The 16758-nt window shown below is 48.5% G+C and carries 14 protein-coding genes; 4 read left to right on the top strand and 10 right to left on the bottom strand.

Annotated features, from left to right (window positions below; all coding sequences use genetic code 11):
• Window positions 1-40 precede the first annotated feature (40 nt).
• Entirely contained in the window at window positions 41-979 is a 939-nt protein-coding gene (locus tag CLOSYM_RS20030; RefSeq protein ID WP_021643564.1) for a LysR family transcriptional regulator, read from the bottom strand.
• 309 nt (window positions 980-1288) lie between these two features.
• On the opposite strand from CLOSYM_RS20030, the gene CLOSYM_RS20025 reads away from it, so the two are divergent.
• From CLOSYM_RS20025 to CLOSYM_RS20015, 3 genes are all read left to right on the top strand, one after another.
• Window positions 1289-2560: an L-cysteine desulfidase family protein gene (locus tag CLOSYM_RS20025; protein ID WP_003498107.1), complete on the top strand. Its 1272-nt coding sequence runs from the start codon at window positions 1289-1291 to the stop codon at window positions 2558-2560.
• A gap of 377 nt (window positions 2561-2937) precedes the next feature.
• The gene (locus tag CLOSYM_RS20020) at window positions 2938-4347 is read left to right on the top strand and encodes a YfcC family protein (RefSeq protein ID WP_021643561.1); all 1410 of its coding nucleotides are present in this window, start codon (window positions 2938-2940) and stop codon (window positions 4345-4347) included.
• A 42-nt stretch (window positions 4348-4389) separates the two neighbouring features.
• The gene (locus tag CLOSYM_RS20015; RefSeq protein WP_021643560.1) at window positions 4390-5547 is read left to right on the top strand and encodes a M20 family metallopeptidase; all 1158 of its coding nucleotides are present in this window, start codon (window positions 4390-4392) and stop codon (window positions 5545-5547) included.
• Window positions 5548-5583: 36 nt separating this feature from the next.
• Here CLOSYM_RS20015 and CLOSYM_RS20010 read toward each other — a convergent pair whose 3' ends face one another.
• A complete protein-coding gene (locus CLOSYM_RS20010; protein ID WP_021643559.1) occupies window positions 5584-7122 on the bottom strand; it encodes an AbgT family transporter in 1539 nt (512 codons plus the stop codon).
• A 153-nt stretch (window positions 7123-7275) separates the two neighbouring features.
• Here CLOSYM_RS20010 and CLOSYM_RS20005 point away from each other — a divergent pair, with 153 nt between their 5' ends.
• The gene (locus tag CLOSYM_RS20005; RefSeq protein WP_021643558.1) at window positions 7276-8226 is read left to right on the top strand and encodes a LysR family transcriptional regulator; all 951 of its coding nucleotides are present in this window, start codon (window positions 7276-7278) and stop codon (window positions 8224-8226) included.
• On the opposite strand, the gene CLOSYM_RS20000 is transcribed toward CLOSYM_RS20005, so the two are convergent.
• From CLOSYM_RS20000 to CLOSYM_RS19965, 8 genes are all read right to left on the bottom strand, one after another.
• On the bottom strand, window positions 8223-9431 hold the full coding sequence (locus CLOSYM_RS20000) for a M24 family metallopeptidase (RefSeq protein ID WP_021643557.1): 1209 nt from the start codon (window positions 9429-9431) through the stop codon (window positions 8223-8225). The two genes, CLOSYM_RS20005 and CLOSYM_RS20000, sit on opposite strands and share 4 nt — an antisense overlap.
• 9 nt (window positions 9432-9440) lie before the next feature.
• Complete coding sequence (locus tag CLOSYM_RS19995) at window positions 9441-10490, bottom strand: C45 family autoproteolytic acyltransferase/hydolase (protein ID WP_003498114.1); 1050 nt, start codon at window positions 10488-10490, stop codon at window positions 9441-9443.
• A gap of 295 nt (window positions 10491-10785) precedes the next feature.
• Window positions 10786-11697 carry a LysR family transcriptional regulator gene (locus CLOSYM_RS19990; protein ID WP_003498115.1) on the bottom strand — a complete coding sequence of 304 codons (912 nt, stop codon included), beginning with the start codon at window positions 11695-11697 and terminating at the stop codon, window positions 10786-10788.
• A gap of 166 nt (window positions 11698-11863) precedes the next feature.
• Window positions 11864-12682, bottom strand: a complete 819-nt coding sequence (locus CLOSYM_RS19985) for a DUF6282 family protein (protein ID WP_003505898.1) — start codon at window positions 12680-12682, stop codon at window positions 11864-11866.
• A 4-nt stretch (window positions 12683-12686) separates the two neighbouring features.
• Entirely contained in the window at window positions 12687-13964 is a 1278-nt protein-coding gene (locus CLOSYM_RS19980) for a TRAP transporter large permease (RefSeq protein ID WP_021643555.1), read from the bottom strand.
• Complete coding sequence (locus CLOSYM_RS19975) at window positions 13965-14495, bottom strand: TRAP transporter small permease (protein WP_021643554.1); 531 nt, start codon at window positions 14493-14495, stop codon at window positions 13965-13967.
• A 23-nt stretch (window positions 14496-14518) separates the two neighbouring features.
• On the bottom strand, window positions 14519-15601 hold the full coding sequence (locus CLOSYM_RS19970; protein WP_003498120.1) for a TRAP transporter substrate-binding protein: 1083 nt from the start codon (window positions 15599-15601) through the stop codon (window positions 14519-14521).
• Between the two features lie 53 nt (window positions 15602-15654).
• Entirely contained in the window at window positions 15655-16545 is an 891-nt protein-coding gene (locus CLOSYM_RS19965) for an alpha/beta fold hydrolase (protein WP_021643553.1), read from the bottom strand.
• Window positions 16546-16758 lie beyond the last annotated feature (213 nt).

Here is a 16758-nt window from a genome sequence, read left to right as displayed (position 1 = left end):
CTCACCTGCTTAACTAAATCTCCATTTTGCTTAAACCTTCTTATGGACGGGCCAGCATTTTTTTCGTCATTTCGATAAATTCCCTGGCTGCTTTTGTCTGATATTTATTCTTCAGGTAATTGATGGCAATCATCTTGTGCGCATTAGGGAAATCCAGAATAAACGTATGGATATTTTCTTTTCCTTCCCCGCCCAGCACCGGGCTGTTCTCCTCCACGAACACACTGGGGCAGATGATAACGCCGTAGCCGGCCCTGCACATGGAAACCATGGTCATGATATTGACTGTCTCAAGCGCCACAATGGGTGTCATCTGGCCCTCGCGGCAGCTGCTTTCAAATATCTCGCCGATCCAGTTGGAATGTTTCATCTTGATAAAAGGGCAGCGTGCAAAGACCTGGATAGGGAGCAGTTTCTTCTCCAGCAGTCCGCCCTGCTCCTCCTCCGAAAAATACTCATCCAGTATATTATTGGGGACCACAATCAGCGTATGTTCCTCGTGCAGAACCTCCGTGCGGATCTTATCAGGCGCATCCAGTTCAAAACCGATGGTAAAATCCACGTCGCCTTTATACAGCGCGTCGGTAATTTCATTAGAGGTACCCTCCACAAGGCGTATCTGCACCTGCGGAAAATCCCGGCCAAATTTCATCAGCAGGGGAGGCAGTATCACAGAACCTCTCGTATTGGGAACGCCGATTGTAAGCACCGCACTGCGGAAATCACGTATATCCTGCAATTCCAGTTCCGCCTCCTGCTTGACGTTTAAGATTTTCCGGGCGCTCTTAAGAAGGCTTTCCCCGGCGTCGGTCAGCGTAAGCGGCGTATTCCGGTCAAAGAGCTGGACGCCGAAATAATCTTCCAGCTTTGCAATATGATTACTGAGCGACTGCTGGGAGATAAAAAGGCGTTTTGCCGCCTTAGTGAAGTTCATCTCCTCCGCTGTCACGATAAAATATTTTAAATTCAGGAAATTCATAGTCTCAGCTCCTCCTGTTTCTCTCAGGTAAAATTATACGGGGACTAATTGTAAATTGCAAGGTCAATCTGACAACAAATCATACAGGACTGCTGAGTGCAGTCTAAACGTTACAGTTCAGCCTTCGGCCAAACTGCAGCAAATGATGCACAGAAACGGCAAAAAACGCCGTTGATTGTGGTGAAAAGTTCACTTTTCATCGCGTCGCGCCGCTTAACTCGGGATTTTCGCAAAAAGCAGCGAAAACACCTTGAGGAATACATCATGGCTGAACTGTTACGTCTAAACAACAGAAAGGATAAATCAACTATGGACAAAAAAGTTTATAATACTTATGTTTCTATCTTAAAGAATGAACTCGTTGTGGCTCTGGGCTGTACGGAACCGATTGCGATCGCCTATGCCGGAGCCAAAGTAAGAGAAGTTCTGGAAGCCATGCCGGATCGCTGTGAAATAAACTGCAGCGGCAACATCGTGAAAAATGTAAAAGGCGTAACCGTCCCCAATTCCGGCGGCATGAAGGGCATTGACACAGCCGCAACCCTTGGAATCGTTGGCGGTAACGTAAAGCGGATTCTGGCAGTACTCGAGGATATCACACCGGAACAAATCGAAACCACCCAGAAGCTGGTGAAAGAGGGATTTTGCAGCTGCGGCCTGATTGAAGGCGTTGAAAATCTCTACATTATTATCACGGCCTACGCCGGGGAGGAATCGGCTACCGTTGAGATTCGTGATTATCACAGCAATATCACGAAGATCGTGAAAAACGGCAAGATTATTTTCAGTACGGATGACGAACAGTCGGAGCAGTCCTCCGGTCCGGACAAATCCCTCTTAAATGTAAAAGATATTCTGGAATTTGCAGACTGTGTGGATCTCAGTGATATCAGTGAAGTAATTTCACGCCAGATAGAATGTAACACCGCCATTTCACAGGAAGGGCTTAACAATCCCTGGGGCGCCCAGGTAGGCCGGACCCTGCTGGATACTTTCGGCTCCGACGTCGCCATCCGCGCCAAAGCGGCTGCCGCAGCCGGCTCCGATGCCAGAATGAGCGGCTGTCCGATGCCGGTTGTCATCAATTCCGGAAGCGGCAACCAGGGAATGACCGTATCCCTTCCCATTATTGAATACGCAAAAGAATATAACATTTCTGATGAAGGACTCTACCGCGCCCTCGTGGCGGGCAACCTGATCTCCCTGCACCAGAAAAAGTATATCGGCAGCCTCTCCGCATACTGCGGAGCCGTAAGCGCGGCCTGCGGAAGCGGCGTCGGCATCGCTTATATGCTGGGAGCCTCCTATGACGAGATCTGCGGTATTATTACCGACACTATCGCCACAATCGGCGGTATGGTCTGCGACGGGGCCAAGCCTTCCTGTGCGGCAAAGATCGCATCGGCTGTCGACTGCGCCCTCACAGCCTTCCATCTGAGCAAAAACAAACGCGTTTTCCAGCCCGGAGAAGGGCTTGTAAAAGAAACCGTGGAAGATACCATCCAGAGTATCGGCCGTATGGGACGGGAAGGCATGAAGGCCACGGATATAGAAATTTTGAACATAATGCTTGAGAACTGATAGAATATTCCGGTTAATGATATGCCCCTTAAATCTTTACCGCTGATAACGAAAAAGAGTCCTGTATGCCGGGCTCTTTTTTCGATCTCTGTATTTTCTGCTGCATTCTGCCGCCGCAGTGCGACCAAATAAATTGTCATTTTTCAGATAAAGGTTGACATGTCACCCTTTTCTTGTCATTTTTTGTCAAAATATGCACTGATAAAATCCAATTCAAGCACTAATTCCCTCTATATTCACTGATAATATATGAATTTATAGACATTATCACCATAAACTCCATAAATGGCATGAATATTGCTGATATAGAATATCGAAGATGCATCTTCAAAATTGTAAACGTCTGCAGCGTACAAAAAAATTGAAAAGGAGAGCAAATGTTTGGGGTAAAAAAGAGAAAGGGCAGGTTTGAGGCTCCACATGTATTTGTCATTTTATTCACACTAATTATCGCGGCATCAATTATGACCTATCTGATACCGGCCGGTCATTTTGAGCGGGTAGAATTAGGGGGACGAATGGTCATCGATCCGGAGTCTTTTGTCTATGTCGAGCAAACGCCGGTGGGAATTTTTGCAGCGCTGAACTGTATAACGGCCGGGATCGGTGAAGTATCGGAAATAATCGCCTTTCTCCTGATTATGGGGGGAAGCTTTCATGTAATTCAGTCTACAGATGCCATTAAAATCGGCATAGGACGTATTGCCGTAGCAGGGGCAAAAAGCGGCAGGGACAAATTCTTAATTCCAGTCTTAATGGCAGCATTTGCAGCGGGGGGCGTCGTATTTGGCATGGCGGAGGAAACGCTTCCATTTATCGCAATTATGGTAATCCTGGCAATGTCCATGGGCTTTGATTCCATCACGGGCGCCGCCATAGCGCTTGTAGGCGCCTGCGCCGGCGTCTCCTGCTCAGCGATGAGCCCGTTTACAGTCGGGGTTGCCCAAACAATCGCCGAGCTTCCGCTGTTAAGCGGCTGGCAGTTTCGAATGTGTTCACTTGTTTTGATGTTTACGATTGCAGTAACCTACATATACCGCTATGCGATGAAGGTGCGCAAAAATCCTGAAGCAAGCCTGATGTATGAGCTTGACCGGGAAAGAAGCGATATTCTGAATCTGGAAGATCTGGAGGAACTGACGGGAAGACATAAAGCGGTACTGGCAATCTTTTTCGGCATGATGGTTATACTTGTTCTGGGCGTTATGAAATGGGGATGGGGGATCACCCAGATGTCTTCACTCTTCTTGGCCGCTTCCATCGCATCCGCTGCCGTATTCAGAATGCGTTTCAACCAATATGCGGTAACCTTTGCACAGGGCCTGGAGTCCCTGGCCGTCGGGGCTACGGTCGTGGGACTGTCCAGAGCGGTTCTCGTTATCCTGACCCAGGGAAATATAATCGATACAATATTATTCAGCTCCTCTTCCCTGTTGTCCCAGATTCCGGCGGCAGTCTCCAGCCTGGGGATCTATCTGTTCCAATGCCTTTTAAATTTCCTGATCCCGTCAGGTTCCGGCCAGGCAGCCGTTTCAATCCCTATTTTAGCCCCTCTGGGAGATTTAATCGGCGTGACGAGACAGACAACTGTCGTTGCCTTCCAGCTTGGAGATGCCATCTCCAATATACTCACGCCGACTTCGGGATACTTTATGGCAGCTTTGTCTCTTGCCAATATACCGTGGGAAAAATGGGTAAAATGGATTCTTCCCCTGATTGGACTGCAATATCTGGGAGGTGCTGTTGTCGTCATGATTGCCCAGTTCATCCACCTTGGGCCATTTTAAAATCTTTCAATATAATCAAAATCAGGAGAGCTGGGTGCGTCAATGGGAAAAAGAGAAATTGAAAAATATATACTGAAGAATAAAGAAAATATGTACCGGATTAGAAAAGAGCTGTTTGAAAATCCGGAAATCGGCCTGAAAGAAAATATGGCCTCAGAACTGCTGGCAGCTATGTTCCGCGAAGAGGGCTTTTCCGTTATTAAAGGAATCTATGGGCTGGAAACCGGATTCAGGGCAGAGTACGCAAGCGGCAGGCCAGGTCCCTCAATTGCGTTCATCTGCGAATATGATGCATTGCCGGAGATCGGGCATGCCTGCGGACATAATATAATCGCGGCAATGAGTTATGGCGCTGCCTGCGGCTTAAAATCGGTTCTGGATGACATTGGCGGCAGAGTAGTCGTATTCGGAACACCGGATGAAGAACGTACAAGCGGAAAGGTGAATTTCGTGGAAGCTCATGCCTTTGATAACATCGATGCTGTCATTATGTGCCATCCCTGCACCGAATCCGAAGAGAGCGGCACCACACTGGGGCTGGGAGCGCTTCAATTTGAATTCAGAGGGATTTCCGCCCATGCAGCCCTGCCGAAGGAAGACTGCAGAAATGCTCTGGATGCGTTGGTAATGTCATATCTTAACATTAACAATCTAAAACAGTATATTCCGGGTGCCAACATATACGGCATTATTGATAATGGAGGGAGCCGGCCCAACATAATCCCCGACTATGCCTCGATGAAATATTATATCCGGGCAGCGAGTAAGAAAAAGCTTCAGGAGTATATGGACAGAGTGGCCGGCTGTGTGCGCCATACGGCCCGGGCGTCGGGAGTGTCGGTTGATGTAACGGAATTTGAAAATCGGGTTGAAGGCCTTGTGACAAATCATACCCTGTCAGATGTTTTCAAAGAAAATTATGAGAAATTGACAACGCTCCGGCTGAAAAAACCAGAAACATACGCAGCTACATCAGATATTGGTAATGTCAGCAATGTTGTGCCCACGATTCACAGCTGGATCGGAATTACAAGCGCCGGCGGACCCGCATTGCATAATCCTGAATTCACGGATGCCACAATGACGGATTTTGCAGCCGGAGAAATGCTGTCTGCTGCCGTCGCCATGGCGCAGACGGGGTATCAGGTAATCACCGAACCGGAGCTATTGCAGAAAATCAGACTGGAATTTGAAAAGTAAGAGAGAATCCCGCTCGCGGGATTCTCTTACTTTCTGTTAAGAAAGTCTAAGCGGCGCCCCAGGTCCGAACGGGATTCCCAGTATGAACCAGAGCAGCAGCTGTATTGTCATAAAGCAGAAAAATGCAATTGTATAAGGCAGCATGTTAGCCATCAGGGTACCGAATCCTGCATTCTTGTCATATTTTTGTGACAGGGCAAGAAGCATTCCGAAGTAGGCGAAGGTCGGACAGATCGGATTTGTAATGGAATCTCCGATTCTGTAGGCCATCTGCGCCAATGCGGGATGATATCCCAGAAACATAAACATCGGTACAAATATAGGTGAGAGAATTGCCCACTTCGTTGAAGCGCCCCCTATCAGCATATTAATTAATGCGCACATGATAATAAAGAGTACCAGCACGACCGGAATCGGCAGTCCGGAAGCTTCAAGGAAATCCGCCCCCTTGATTGCAAGAATAATACCCATATTGGACCACTCAAAATATTTCAGGAACTGGGCGGAGACAAAAATCAAGGCTATATAAGGTCCCATATCGGCCATCGCCTGACCCAGCGCTCTGGCTACATCCTTGCTGCCCTTAAATGCCCCCGATACTTTCCCGTAAACAACGCCCGGAATGAAAAACAGGAGAGCTATGAGGAAGGGAAGTCCTTTCATCAGAGGCGCAGCGGAAGCAATCGGCGAGCCTGTTTCCGGATCCCTGAGTATGCCGTTTCCCGGAACCACACCGGCGAGTATCACCGCCAGATATACCGCAACGGCGATAACCGCCCATTTCAGGGCCTTTTTCTCCGTACCGGTTACCGCGCTGACCTCTTCTCCTGCTCCGGTTCCGGTATACTGTCCCAGACGCGGTTCAACCACCTTGACTGTAACGAAAACCGCCATGGCCGTCAGGGTAAATACGGAAAATGCGGAAAAATAATAGTTGATGGCAGGTGAAAGCGCCATATCCGGATCTACCAGCTTTGCCGCTGTCTCCGTAAAGCTTAAGTTTACCACATCCATGGAGGTGACGAGTAAATTTGAAGCAAATGCCCCCGATACCGCACCGTAGGCGCAAAGCATGCCGGCCAGCGGGTTTCTTCCCATAGCCAGGAAAATGATAGCTCCCAGAGGCGGCATTACAACAAAGCCGGTTCCTCCCGCCGCATCCGCCATAACACACATAAATACAAAAATACAGATTATTTTCAAGTTGGAGCCTTTGGAATTCTCCACCACGTTTCTCAATGCAACCGAGAAAAGGCCGGCTCTGTCACAGACTCCGACTCCAAGCATGCATACCAGGACCATTCCGAGCGCCGACAAGCCGGTAAAATTGCTGACTGCCGTTGTTATCATTCTCACCAGGCCTTCTGCCGACAGCAGATTATAGACGGATACAACTTCTCCCGTGGCCGGGTTGACGCCTGAGAATCCGATTTTTGAAAGCACAAATGAGGCTGCCACCGTAATGATGGAAAGCCATACAAAAAGCATCATGGGATCCGGAATTTTATTCCCCATATATTCAATTCCTGCCAAAAAACGGTTAAAAATGCTGTTTTTTTCCTTCTGTTGATTCATACTAACCCTCTCCTGTAATTACATGACGCAAAGCGCCGTTTTTATTGAAGGCGGTTGTCTGTACGTTCCGCCTGTTACATGCATTCTATATTGAGCGCCGCCGGATTTAATGATATACTTCAGAAAGTATGATAACTGAGGAGGCGCTTTTTTATGATTAATTTTTTAAACCTGCAATATTTTCTGGTGCTGTGCGAGGAAATGAATTTCCGCAGAGCCGCCCAGAAGCTTCATATAACCCAGCAGTCCTTAAGCGGCCATATTAACAAACTGGAGACTAGTTTTGGCGTGCCTCTCTTTGACCGGAAGCAGCCCCTGACCCTGACTCCCGCCGGGATGTACCTGCGTAAAAGAGCAGCCGAGTTTCTTGCCATGCAGGATGACCTGCAAAAAGAGCTGCTGGACATCGGCGGCATGATCGGCGGTTCACTGACCGTCGGAAGCACCCACGCCCGCTCCCAGGTCCTTCTTCCCGCAGCATTCCGTGCATTCCAGGAGAAATATCCTCAGGTATCGGTAAAGCTCTTCGAAGGCTCAACGGACGAACTGGAGAACGGGATTCGAAACGGCACGCTGGATGTGAGTATCGGTTACCTGACCGAAGGTTCCAGTCAGATTACCACGATTCCTCTCTATGAGGAAAATATTATCGTCGTGATACCCGATACCGTCATTGAGCGTTATTTTCCCAACCACACCGTCCTCTCAACCAGAAAGCCGGATCTCAGTTTTGTGATGAGCTGTCTGGAATCATGCCCGTTCCTGGCCATGACCCAGACCTCGAGAACACCTACATTTACAAGACGGTATCTCCAGTACCTGAATATATCCCCGAATATTTTTCTGGAAACGAAAAATGTAGGAACGCTGCTGTCCTTTTGTTCCGCCGGGCTGGGAGTATCCATTTTCCCCGAAACCTTTATCACCTATTCCCAATATGACTTCTCACATCACTGTTTTTACACGATCGAGAACTATGATTCAAAGAATATCATTGTGCTGAATTACAGGAACACACGATATCTTTCAAAGACAATCCAGGCATTCGTCAATACGGTACGTGAGGTGGTGGATGATCAGACGGGACTGGGCGCTAATCGCTAATCTGCACGCTCCGCGCGCAGGTCACCGCATTCAATGACAATGGCTCCCGTATCAAACCGGGTGAGCAGCTCGCAGCCGTCCTCTGTTATCAGAACAGTATCTGAATGGCGAACACCTCCCCAGGTTTTATCCATTAATCCAGGTTCAACCGTCATCACCATTCCCGGCTGGAGCCGCAGCAGGTTGCCCCGCTCCAGGGATGGAAACTCGTGCGCGGAGCAGCCGACTCCATGCCCTACCCTGCCCGGAAGAATGGAATCAAAGCCTCGTTCAGAGTAAACCTTTGCCGCGGCAAGATACAGCTCCTCAAACGTCACTCCCGGTTTCAATATCCTGAAAATGCTCTCCCGCGCTTTAAGCATGCCGTCATAAGCATTCTGTTTATAGGAATCCAGTTCTCCGACTATGACCGTTCTCTCATTCTCGGCATGGTAACCGTCCGTTTTGGCCCACGCCATCGGAAGCGTCAAATCTCCAGGCTGCGGGTGATAATGCCTCGGGCAGTCACAGCCATATGCAATGTGTCCGTTAGAAAGGCACCATACATGAAGACTGTCTATCATTCCGCCTTCTGAGGTTCCGAAGCCGCAGACTTCCGCCTCCGGAAACTTCTCATGCCACATTCTTCTCATTGCATACTGTCCCTGGGTGCATGCCTCTGCTTCCGAGTATCCCTGCTTCAAGTAATCAATCGTGACTTCGACTCCTTTATCGACCAGGGCTGCGGAACGTCTGATGCATCCAATCTCATATGGATCTTTTATGATTTTCATCATATTTATTTCAGATGAAATACTTACCACCTCATCGGGACAAAGCTTATCTTCCACTTCACTGCAGAATCCGGCGCTGCAGTAATCGAGCTCAAGGCCCAGCTTTCTGTTTCTTTTCCCCAGAAGTGTCCTCACCGCGTCGACAGGATGTATTGCAAGCGGAACATTCGCCCCCCATTTGCCGTATATTTTGACATTCTTGATCTTTCCCTCCTCGCATGCGTGGACGTATCGGATCGAATGCACCAGCAAACACGGTTCTTCATCAAGTGAAATAATCATAACCGCCGGATGGCTGTTTAATACCGGATTAAAATTACTGAAATAAAAGACATTCTCCGGCTTTTTCAGTATGACCGTATCAATGCCTTTTTCAGACATGATGTTTTTTAATCTGCCTATCCGTTCATCTATATACTTTTTGCAATCCATAGTATCCTCCTATTTCAACAGTGCATATTTCAGGCTGTCGCACGGGTTTCCCAGTGTTGTCCACGCCTCGCCGTCCTCAAGTACAAACAGGCTTGTGGAGATGGTCCTGGATGGCGCCCCCTCCTGCGGGTGGCGGCAGATTGCATTCACTCCGTTCTCATGGTCGGACATGATACGGAATAAATCCTGGAATCTGATTCTTCCGTACTGCTTCCCAAGCATCTCCTCCATTCTTCTGTACCTGAAGTAGGTGGACGGATACTCTGTTTCCTCCGGATTAAGATGGCTGAGCCGTTCGGAGCGGTAGTGATTGGTACGGAATAAGATACCGCTACCATTATCCTTTTCAATTGAAACCTCATCTCTGGTCATTTCAGCCAGCCATGCATCTTCCCGGTCGACAATAATAATATTCAGTCCATTCATGCGGGGCGAATTCTTCACATACTCAAGAGCTTCCCCGGCTGTCCTGCATTTTGCCAGCAGAAGATGGACATTTAAAAAGATATGGGAATACTCTGCCGCTTCCAGATCCGAGGGAGCCTTAGCCGACCAGAAACCGGTTGTTGTGACTCCGACTCCGTAGCTGTTCATCCCGCTGGCCGGATAGGTGACTGTCCCGGCGCCGTTTATCTCCACTATTTTCAGTCCGTCCGGATATTCCCGTTCGATTACGGCCTGCTCTATATAGGTGCTCATATCCCTGTTTTTAATCACATAGGTACAGCCGTCCGCTGTCGCCTTTCCTCTTGCCATAATCATGCTGCATTCCTGATTAAAATATCCCGTCATGAAATAGGCCGGTATATTCAGCATCAGAATATCATCAAACGGAATCTCTGCTCCATCCGATATTCCTTTCATTTCCTCAAATATATCACTGTGCGCCTGTTTCAGGAAAGCGGCGTTCTTTTTAACAAATTCTTCATAACGGACCATGTCAACATGATCCGATGCCATCTTTTTGCCGACCTCCCGGATATTGTGGAGAATGACTTCGCGAAGCTCCGTTCCCTGCATTACGCCCTGTTCATACGGAGTTCCTTTCACTTTTACCATACTGTTCATGCTTTTACGCTCACTAAAGTCCTTTCTGTATTGAGTCAAATTACCTGAAATTCTTCCGGCGGGATCCCTGATATTTATCGATACGTTCATTATAGGCGCAGTCCTTCCCTTGATCAAAAAGTTATTTTTCGTCCTCCCTGACAGTTTTTTACCTGTCAAGCTTCATCGGATGCAGACGAATACACGGGCGGAGCGCCTGAATGCAATGATAAACGGCTCGTTCTGCCACCAAAAAAGGGCCTTTCATCCGCAGCTGTTTTGCGCAGATGAAAGGCCCTTTTTTCTTTCACATATTTTCTTTCATAATCCGAATAAATTCCTTTGCCGGCCCGCTCAGCATATCCTTAGAATCATAAGCAACCGCCATCGTCCATTTTGCCCCGAACTCTTCCTCCATCCGGCAGAACTGCGGCTCTACCGGACAATTAAACAGAGATATATAATTTTCCGGCATGAACGAGACGCCCAGTCCTACAGCCGACAGGCACATGGCTGTCTGCACACTGCTGGTATTCAGACAGGAGAGAGGCTGGATTCCCGCCGCCGCCAATATCTGATCCGCTATCTGCCTCACCCTCTGGTAAGGATATGCCAGGACAAATTTCTCGCCCGAAAAATGCTTCGGATCGATAAATGGATAGGGACTCTCCTCTTTTTTGTAAAAGAATTCTTCCAGATGGCTGTCCTTATGCAGCACCGCCACAAAATTATTTTCACGGATCGGAATATAGGATATCGCACTGTCCTTGAGCGGGCAGTGAAGCAGCCCGATATCCACCTTCGACGCGATAATATATTCTTCGATTTTCTGTGACGGCCCTTCTTCCAGCCTCAGCTCTATGTTCGGGTAAAGCTCCCTGAAAATCGGGAGTATTGTGGAAAAGACCATGGAGCCCAGATGAATGGTGGTCCCAATCGTCAGCCGTCCCTTCCTCATATTGCTGATCTCACACAGCCCTGTCTCGAAATCATTATACAGCTTCACAATTTTTCTCGCTGTTTCCACATACTGTTCTCCGGCAAATGTCAGGACCAGGCCATGCTGCGTGCGCCGAAACAGCGGCATGTCGTGCTGGCGCTCTATCCTCATCAGGCACTGGCTCAGATACGGCTGCGATACATACAGCCTGGCAGATGCGCGGGAGATACTCTTCTCCTCCGCAATCGTCACAATATACTGTAATTCTTTTAATGTCATTTGTTGTCCCTCCCTGGATTGTCACTGCCCGAGTAATTTTCAGCCATGCGAAATAAACTGCAACGATAACCTGCACGCTCCGCGCACAGGTCACCGTCATCAACAAAGGCAGGGTATCCCATCTAAACCGGATGGGATATCTTGCCTCTTTTTATTTTCTATTTCATTATAACAGATTTATAAGCTGAGCCGGATTAACTTTCGTCATGAGGTTCAGCTCTTCCTCCGTAACGCCATGTCCCAGCAGATACTGCAGGTACTCCTCCATCAGTCCGGGCCAGGACGGCAGGCCGGTATTTCCGCAGTCCGTTGACAATACCGTGTCCGAACACCCAAGCTCTGTCAGGTTCTTGAGTACATCCGCGTAGGAACGGCTCAAATCGAGATAGACGGCACAGCGCAGGAAGTAAACGCCGAATATCTGCAGATATCTCTGCTGCCAGACAGTCAGCCTGGTAAGCGCAAGCTCGGGATGATCGATCACGATCTTTTTGACCCCGAGATCTCTTGCTCTCTCAATCACGACCCTCTGCTCCTCAAATGAGAGATGGCCTGTCGACAGGATAACATCCCTGTCCGCTATCATGTGCAGAATCGAGTCAAGCCCGTTGTCCACTTTCCCGTCCTTCAGGGCATGCAGCCCTCCCGGAAGATTAAAATACTTTCTGTGGTTTGCCGCGCTTTTTGTAGGCATCCATACCGTTTTCGCACCAAGGTTAAGAGCCGCCTCCACCGCAGCCGGATTAAATCCCCCCACCTCATCATTCAGCGTGATGGAACCAAAAACGGAAAAGCCCGTCAGTCGGGAAACGATTTCAGCCCGCGCCATTGTGGGAAACGTATGCGATTTCAGTACGACTGCCGCCGCTTGTGCCTCCTTCATCTGCTCAGCAAGTTCCATATCGGTGAATTTTCTGGGCTGAATGTCAGGCGCCGGATGAACGTGCAATTCTATTACTCCGTTTAAAAGATTTCTCTCCACCATGCCGTCACCCCGCCATCAATCCAGGAAGGAATAACGTGATTTGAGGAACAAAAGCAAATAGGGAAATCATAATCAATGCCACACAGATATAGGGCAAGGCTCCTTTGACAATCTCAACAAACGTCGTGTCGCAGACCGCCGCCGCGGTAAACAGGTTCATGCCAAATGGAGGCGTGATCAGTCCCATTACGAGCGCAATGCAGAAAGTAACCCCCAGATGAAGCGGATCCATTCCCAGCTGAACGCCGATCGGAATCAGGATCGGAGCCAGGATAACCACCAGGGCCAGCACTTCCATAAAGCAGCCCGCTATGAAAAGCAGTATTAAGAGAAGTACCGTAAATACGAACCGGTTGCCCAGATACGGCACCAGCGCATTGGCCACAGTCGTCGGTATCTTCGCCGCCGACAAAATCCACCCGAAGTTCGCGGACATCGCCATAATAAACATCACCATGCCGGAGGTTACGATCGTCTTCTTCATTGCGCTGATCAAATCGGAAAATTTCATCTCCCGGTATGCAATTCCAAGTACCAGACTGTAAATTACGCAGGTGACGGCCGCCTCGGTGGGCGTAAAGATCCCCGTATATATGCCGCCCAGGATAATAACCGGAAGAAGCAGTACCGGCACCGCCTGGATAAAAGATTCCATTACTTCCTTCCGGCTGTACTTCACGGCTGACGCCGCTTTTTTGTTCCTGTTCATCACCAGATTAACCGCTACAAAGGATGCTGCCAGCAAAAGGCCGGGTACAATGGCCGCCACGAACATCTCCGGAATCGAAACGTTCATCGTGCTGCCGTATACAATCATACAGATACTGGGCGGAATAACCGGGCCCAGGGAACCGGCCGCAGCCAGAATACCGCCTGTTTCCGATTTACTGTATCCGTTTTTCAGCATTGCGGGCAGCATGATAGCCCCAATCGCCGCAACCGTTGCAGGGCCTGAGCCGGTGAGGGCCGCGAAAATCGTACAGCAGACGATGGTAACAGTCCCGACACTTCCCGGCGCGCCTCCCAGAAGCTTCTCAATACATCCTACCAGACGCTTTGACAGGCCGCTGGACTCCATCAGATAACCTCCCAGCGTAAACAGCGGAATTGCCAGAAGCGGAAAGCTGTCCGTACCGAGAACCGTCCGCTGCGCAATCAGAATCAGCGGTTTCATCTGTGTTACCATCAAAAAAACGCTGCTGGATATACCAATGGAAAATGCGATGGGAACGCCATAAGCCAGAAGTATCATCATGACTCCTAATAACAGTGCTACTTCCATCTACCTCATCCCCCCTTCTCCATCGTCCGCCCCCTCCTGTACAAAGGCAGACGATTTTGCCTCATCCATTCTCTTAATAAGGTTATTGATTCCATTCAGAATGATTCCGAAGGCCCCTGCAGGGAGGGAACAGTAAATAACCGACATCGGGATATGCAGGGTCGGCGTAAGCTGCCTGGTCGTCATGGCCGCCATTTTAATCCCCTGTATAAACAGGAGTACCGCACAGGCCAGAATCAGGATATCCACCGAAATTTTATGTCCGCCCTTCATTCTCCCCTTTAAATGATCATTCAGAATCGTCACCGCTGCATGCGAATCGGATGAGACGCAAATGCTGGCCCCCAGCATTGTCATCCATATAAAACAATATCGTCCCAGCTCTTCCGTTCCCGACAGGGAAGAACCCAGCACGTACCTTGTAAATACCTGAACAGCCATGGCTCCGGTCAGGACAGCCAGGAGGAGCAGGGCTGCTCCTCCATATATTCTGTTTACCATGCTGCATACTTTATCCAATGCATCTTTCATAGGACTTCTCCTCATCCGGCTCTTTACTGGATTTCTGCGATTTTCTCGTTAATCTTGTCCAGTAACTCCTTATTTACATCCGCAGCAAAGGCTTCATGAATCGGCTTTACCGCATCTCTGAACTGCTGTTTATCCGCCACTTCATTCACCTGGACTCCGGCCTCTTCCATCTCTTTTAACAGCTTGTCGTCTGTCTCCTTCGCAGACGCGCGCTCTTCTTCAGCCGCTTTTTTCGCCGCCTCTTCAAACCAGCCCTTCTCCTCATCGCTCAAATCATCCCAGATGAATTTAGACACGCTGAGCGTGATTGGCGAATAGAAATGTTCGGTAAAGGAAATATAGTCGCAGAGTTCATATGATTTATATGTATACATCGGTGTAACCGGCTGCTCTAAGCCATCAATCGTTCCCTGCTGAAGGGCTGTAAAGCATTCACTGGATGCCATCGTTGTAGGATTGGCCCCCAACGCCTTGAACGTATCTACATAAGTTGAATTTTCAGGCACACGGATTTTAATTCCCTTTAAATCGGCCGGTGTATTAATCGGGCGTTTTTTATTGATCGTGCTTCTGAATCCGCCTTCGCCCCAGCTTAAGATTTTAACACCGAAGTCATTATAAAGTTCCTCCTCCATTGCATCCGTTATGGAGGTATCATCCAGTACCGCGTGAGCCTGTTCACGGTTCATAAACAGATACGGCAGGTCAAACACTGCAAAGTCGGGGACAGAAGAGCTGAAGCTGAAATTCGTGATGACAGCCATATCAATTGTACCCATGTTCATTCCTTCCATCATGGAAAGCTCGCTGCCTAACTGCGCATCCGTAATTACGTCAATTGTAATCGCCCCGCCCGACAGTTCCTCTATCTCTGTTTTAAAATTCATTGCCAGTGTATGATAGGGATCCACATCCTGGGCCGGATCAATATGGCCAAGCTGGATCGTTCTCTTCTTTCCGGACGTTGGCTCACCGGGCGCTTTATCTCCTGCATTTTCCTGTGCCGTCTGGGGCTGCGTGCTTTTTCCGGCGCCGCCGCCTGACGAACATCCTGCTAAAGAAGCCGCCATAATAAGTGACATACTGATTGCTAACATTTTTTTCATAGTTTTCTCCACTCCATTTCTTATGTTTTGTTATATTATAATGAGCCTGTCCTCTACGTAAAAGCCGGCGCCTCACCACAAACATGTCTGGATTCCTCCGTAAGCCCCCTGCTTTTGTCGGCCGCCACATGGTCTATAAACCGGCTGATACATTCATTGAATTTATTTGACTCGTAATAGAACATCATGTGGCCGCTGTTATAAAATTTATTCAGCTCCACATATCCCCTGATCTGTGAGGCAAATGCATCCACCATCTCCAGCCCGTAAGCGTCCGACGAACCGCCGAAAATAGACACGGGCACCGTAAGCTTTTTTAAATTACTGTAATTATCGGTATGGCAGAAATCATAATGGAATTCCAGGGCCGACCACGGCGGCGTCTTCATAAATTCCTCCATAACCCATTCCCGATCCTCCTGCGTCATAGCTCCGTTGGAAATTCTCGCCACAAAACGCTCGTAAAAGTCATCTCTGTCATACACAAGCGGCATATAATTATCAAGCCAGTTATCAATGTTATAATTCCGGGAGCGGTGTTTGTTCCATTCGTCGGGAGACACCGGGAACAAAGAACCGTCTATCAGAACCAGTCCCTTCAGGTGAGCCTCCTGTGTCATCGCAGCATAGGATATCACTACGGACGAGCCCATGGACCAGCCGCCCAGTATTACGTCTTCAAGCTGCAGATGTTCAATCAGATCCCTGATATCCAGCGCATTTCTCTCCATCGTATTGCCGCCGCATACTTTACCGGAACGCCCCTGTCCTCTTGGATCAAAGACAATTACCCTGTATTTTTTTGACAGTTCTTCGATGTTTTTCCGAAAAAACTTCGTTGTCGCCAGAAATCCTGGCATCAGCAGAAACGGTACTCCGGTTCCCTGGTCTTCAAAATAAAGAACCGCCCCGTCCGACGCCGTAAAAAAGTTACTTTTATTCATTGTCTTGCCTTTCTGATACCGGTATAAATCTATAATCGCAGCTGTGAATTTAATAGGTTCAGTATATCAAATTTAAGGTATTGCAACAAAGACTTAATCTTTATCCAGTATATAACAAAAATATTATATCGACTGTAAAAGCAGACAGAATATTTATGTAAATTTTTTCCAAATTTTCTGATGGAGATTTAACTGAGGTTGGGAGGACGCGTC

Origin of the sequence: [Clostridium] symbiosum ATCC 14940, assembly GCF_000466485.1 — a bacterium.
GTDB lineage: Bacteria > Bacillota > Clostridia > Lachnospirales > Lachnospiraceae > Otoolea > Otoolea symbiosa.
This window is presented reverse-complemented; position numbering and strand designations above follow the sequence as displayed.

Coding starts and splice junctions, on each gene's coding strand:
- CLOSYM_RS19980 (WP_021643555.1), bottom strand. CDS start 13,964: ATGGAAGTAGCACTGTTATTAGGAGTCATGATGATACTTCTGGCTTAT.
- CLOSYM_RS20015 (WP_021643560.1), top strand. CDS start 4,390: ATGGGAAAAAGAGAAATTGAAAAATATATACTGAAGAATAAAGAAAAT.
- CLOSYM_RS20030 (WP_021643564.1), bottom strand. CDS start 979: ATGAATTTCCTGAATTTAAAATATTTTATCGTGACAGCGGAGGAGATG.
- CLOSYM_RS19965 (WP_021643553.1), bottom strand. CDS start 16,545: ATGAATAAAAGTAACTTTTTTACGGCGTCGGACGGGGCGGTTCTTTAT.
- CLOSYM_RS19970 (WP_003498120.1), bottom strand. CDS start 15,601: ATGAAAAAAATGTTAGCAATCAGTATGTCACTTATTATGGCGGCTTCT.
- CLOSYM_RS20005 (WP_021643558.1), top strand. CDS start 7,276: ATGATTAATTTTTTAAACCTGCAATATTTTCTGGTGCTGTGCGAGGAA.
- CLOSYM_RS19990 (WP_003498115.1), bottom strand. CDS start 11,697: ATGACATTAAAAGAATTACAGTATATTGTGACGATTGCGGAGGAGAAG.
- CLOSYM_RS20010 (WP_021643559.1), bottom strand. CDS start 7,122: ATGAATCAACAGAAGGAAAAAAACAGCATTTTTAACCGTTTTTTGGCA.
- CLOSYM_RS20000 (WP_021643557.1), bottom strand. CDS start 9,431: ATGGATTGCAAAAAGTATATAGATGAACGGATAGGCAGATTAAAAAAC.
- CLOSYM_RS19995 (WP_003498114.1), bottom strand. CDS start 10,490: ATGGTAAAAGTGAAAGGAACTCCGTATGAACAGGGCGTAATGCAGGGA.
- CLOSYM_RS20020 (WP_021643561.1), top strand. CDS start 2,938: ATGTTTGGGGTAAAAAAGAGAAAGGGCAGGTTTGAGGCTCCACATGTA.
- CLOSYM_RS20025 (WP_003498107.1), top strand. CDS start 1,289: ATGGACAAAAAAGTTTATAATACTTATGTTTCTATCTTAAAGAATGAA.
- CLOSYM_RS19975 (WP_021643554.1), bottom strand. CDS start 14,495: ATGAAAGATGCATTGGATAAAGTATGCAGCATGGTAAACAGAATATAT.
- CLOSYM_RS19985 (WP_003505898.1), bottom strand. CDS start 12,682: ATGGTGGAGAGAAATCTTTTAAACGGAGTAATAGAATTGCACGTTCAT.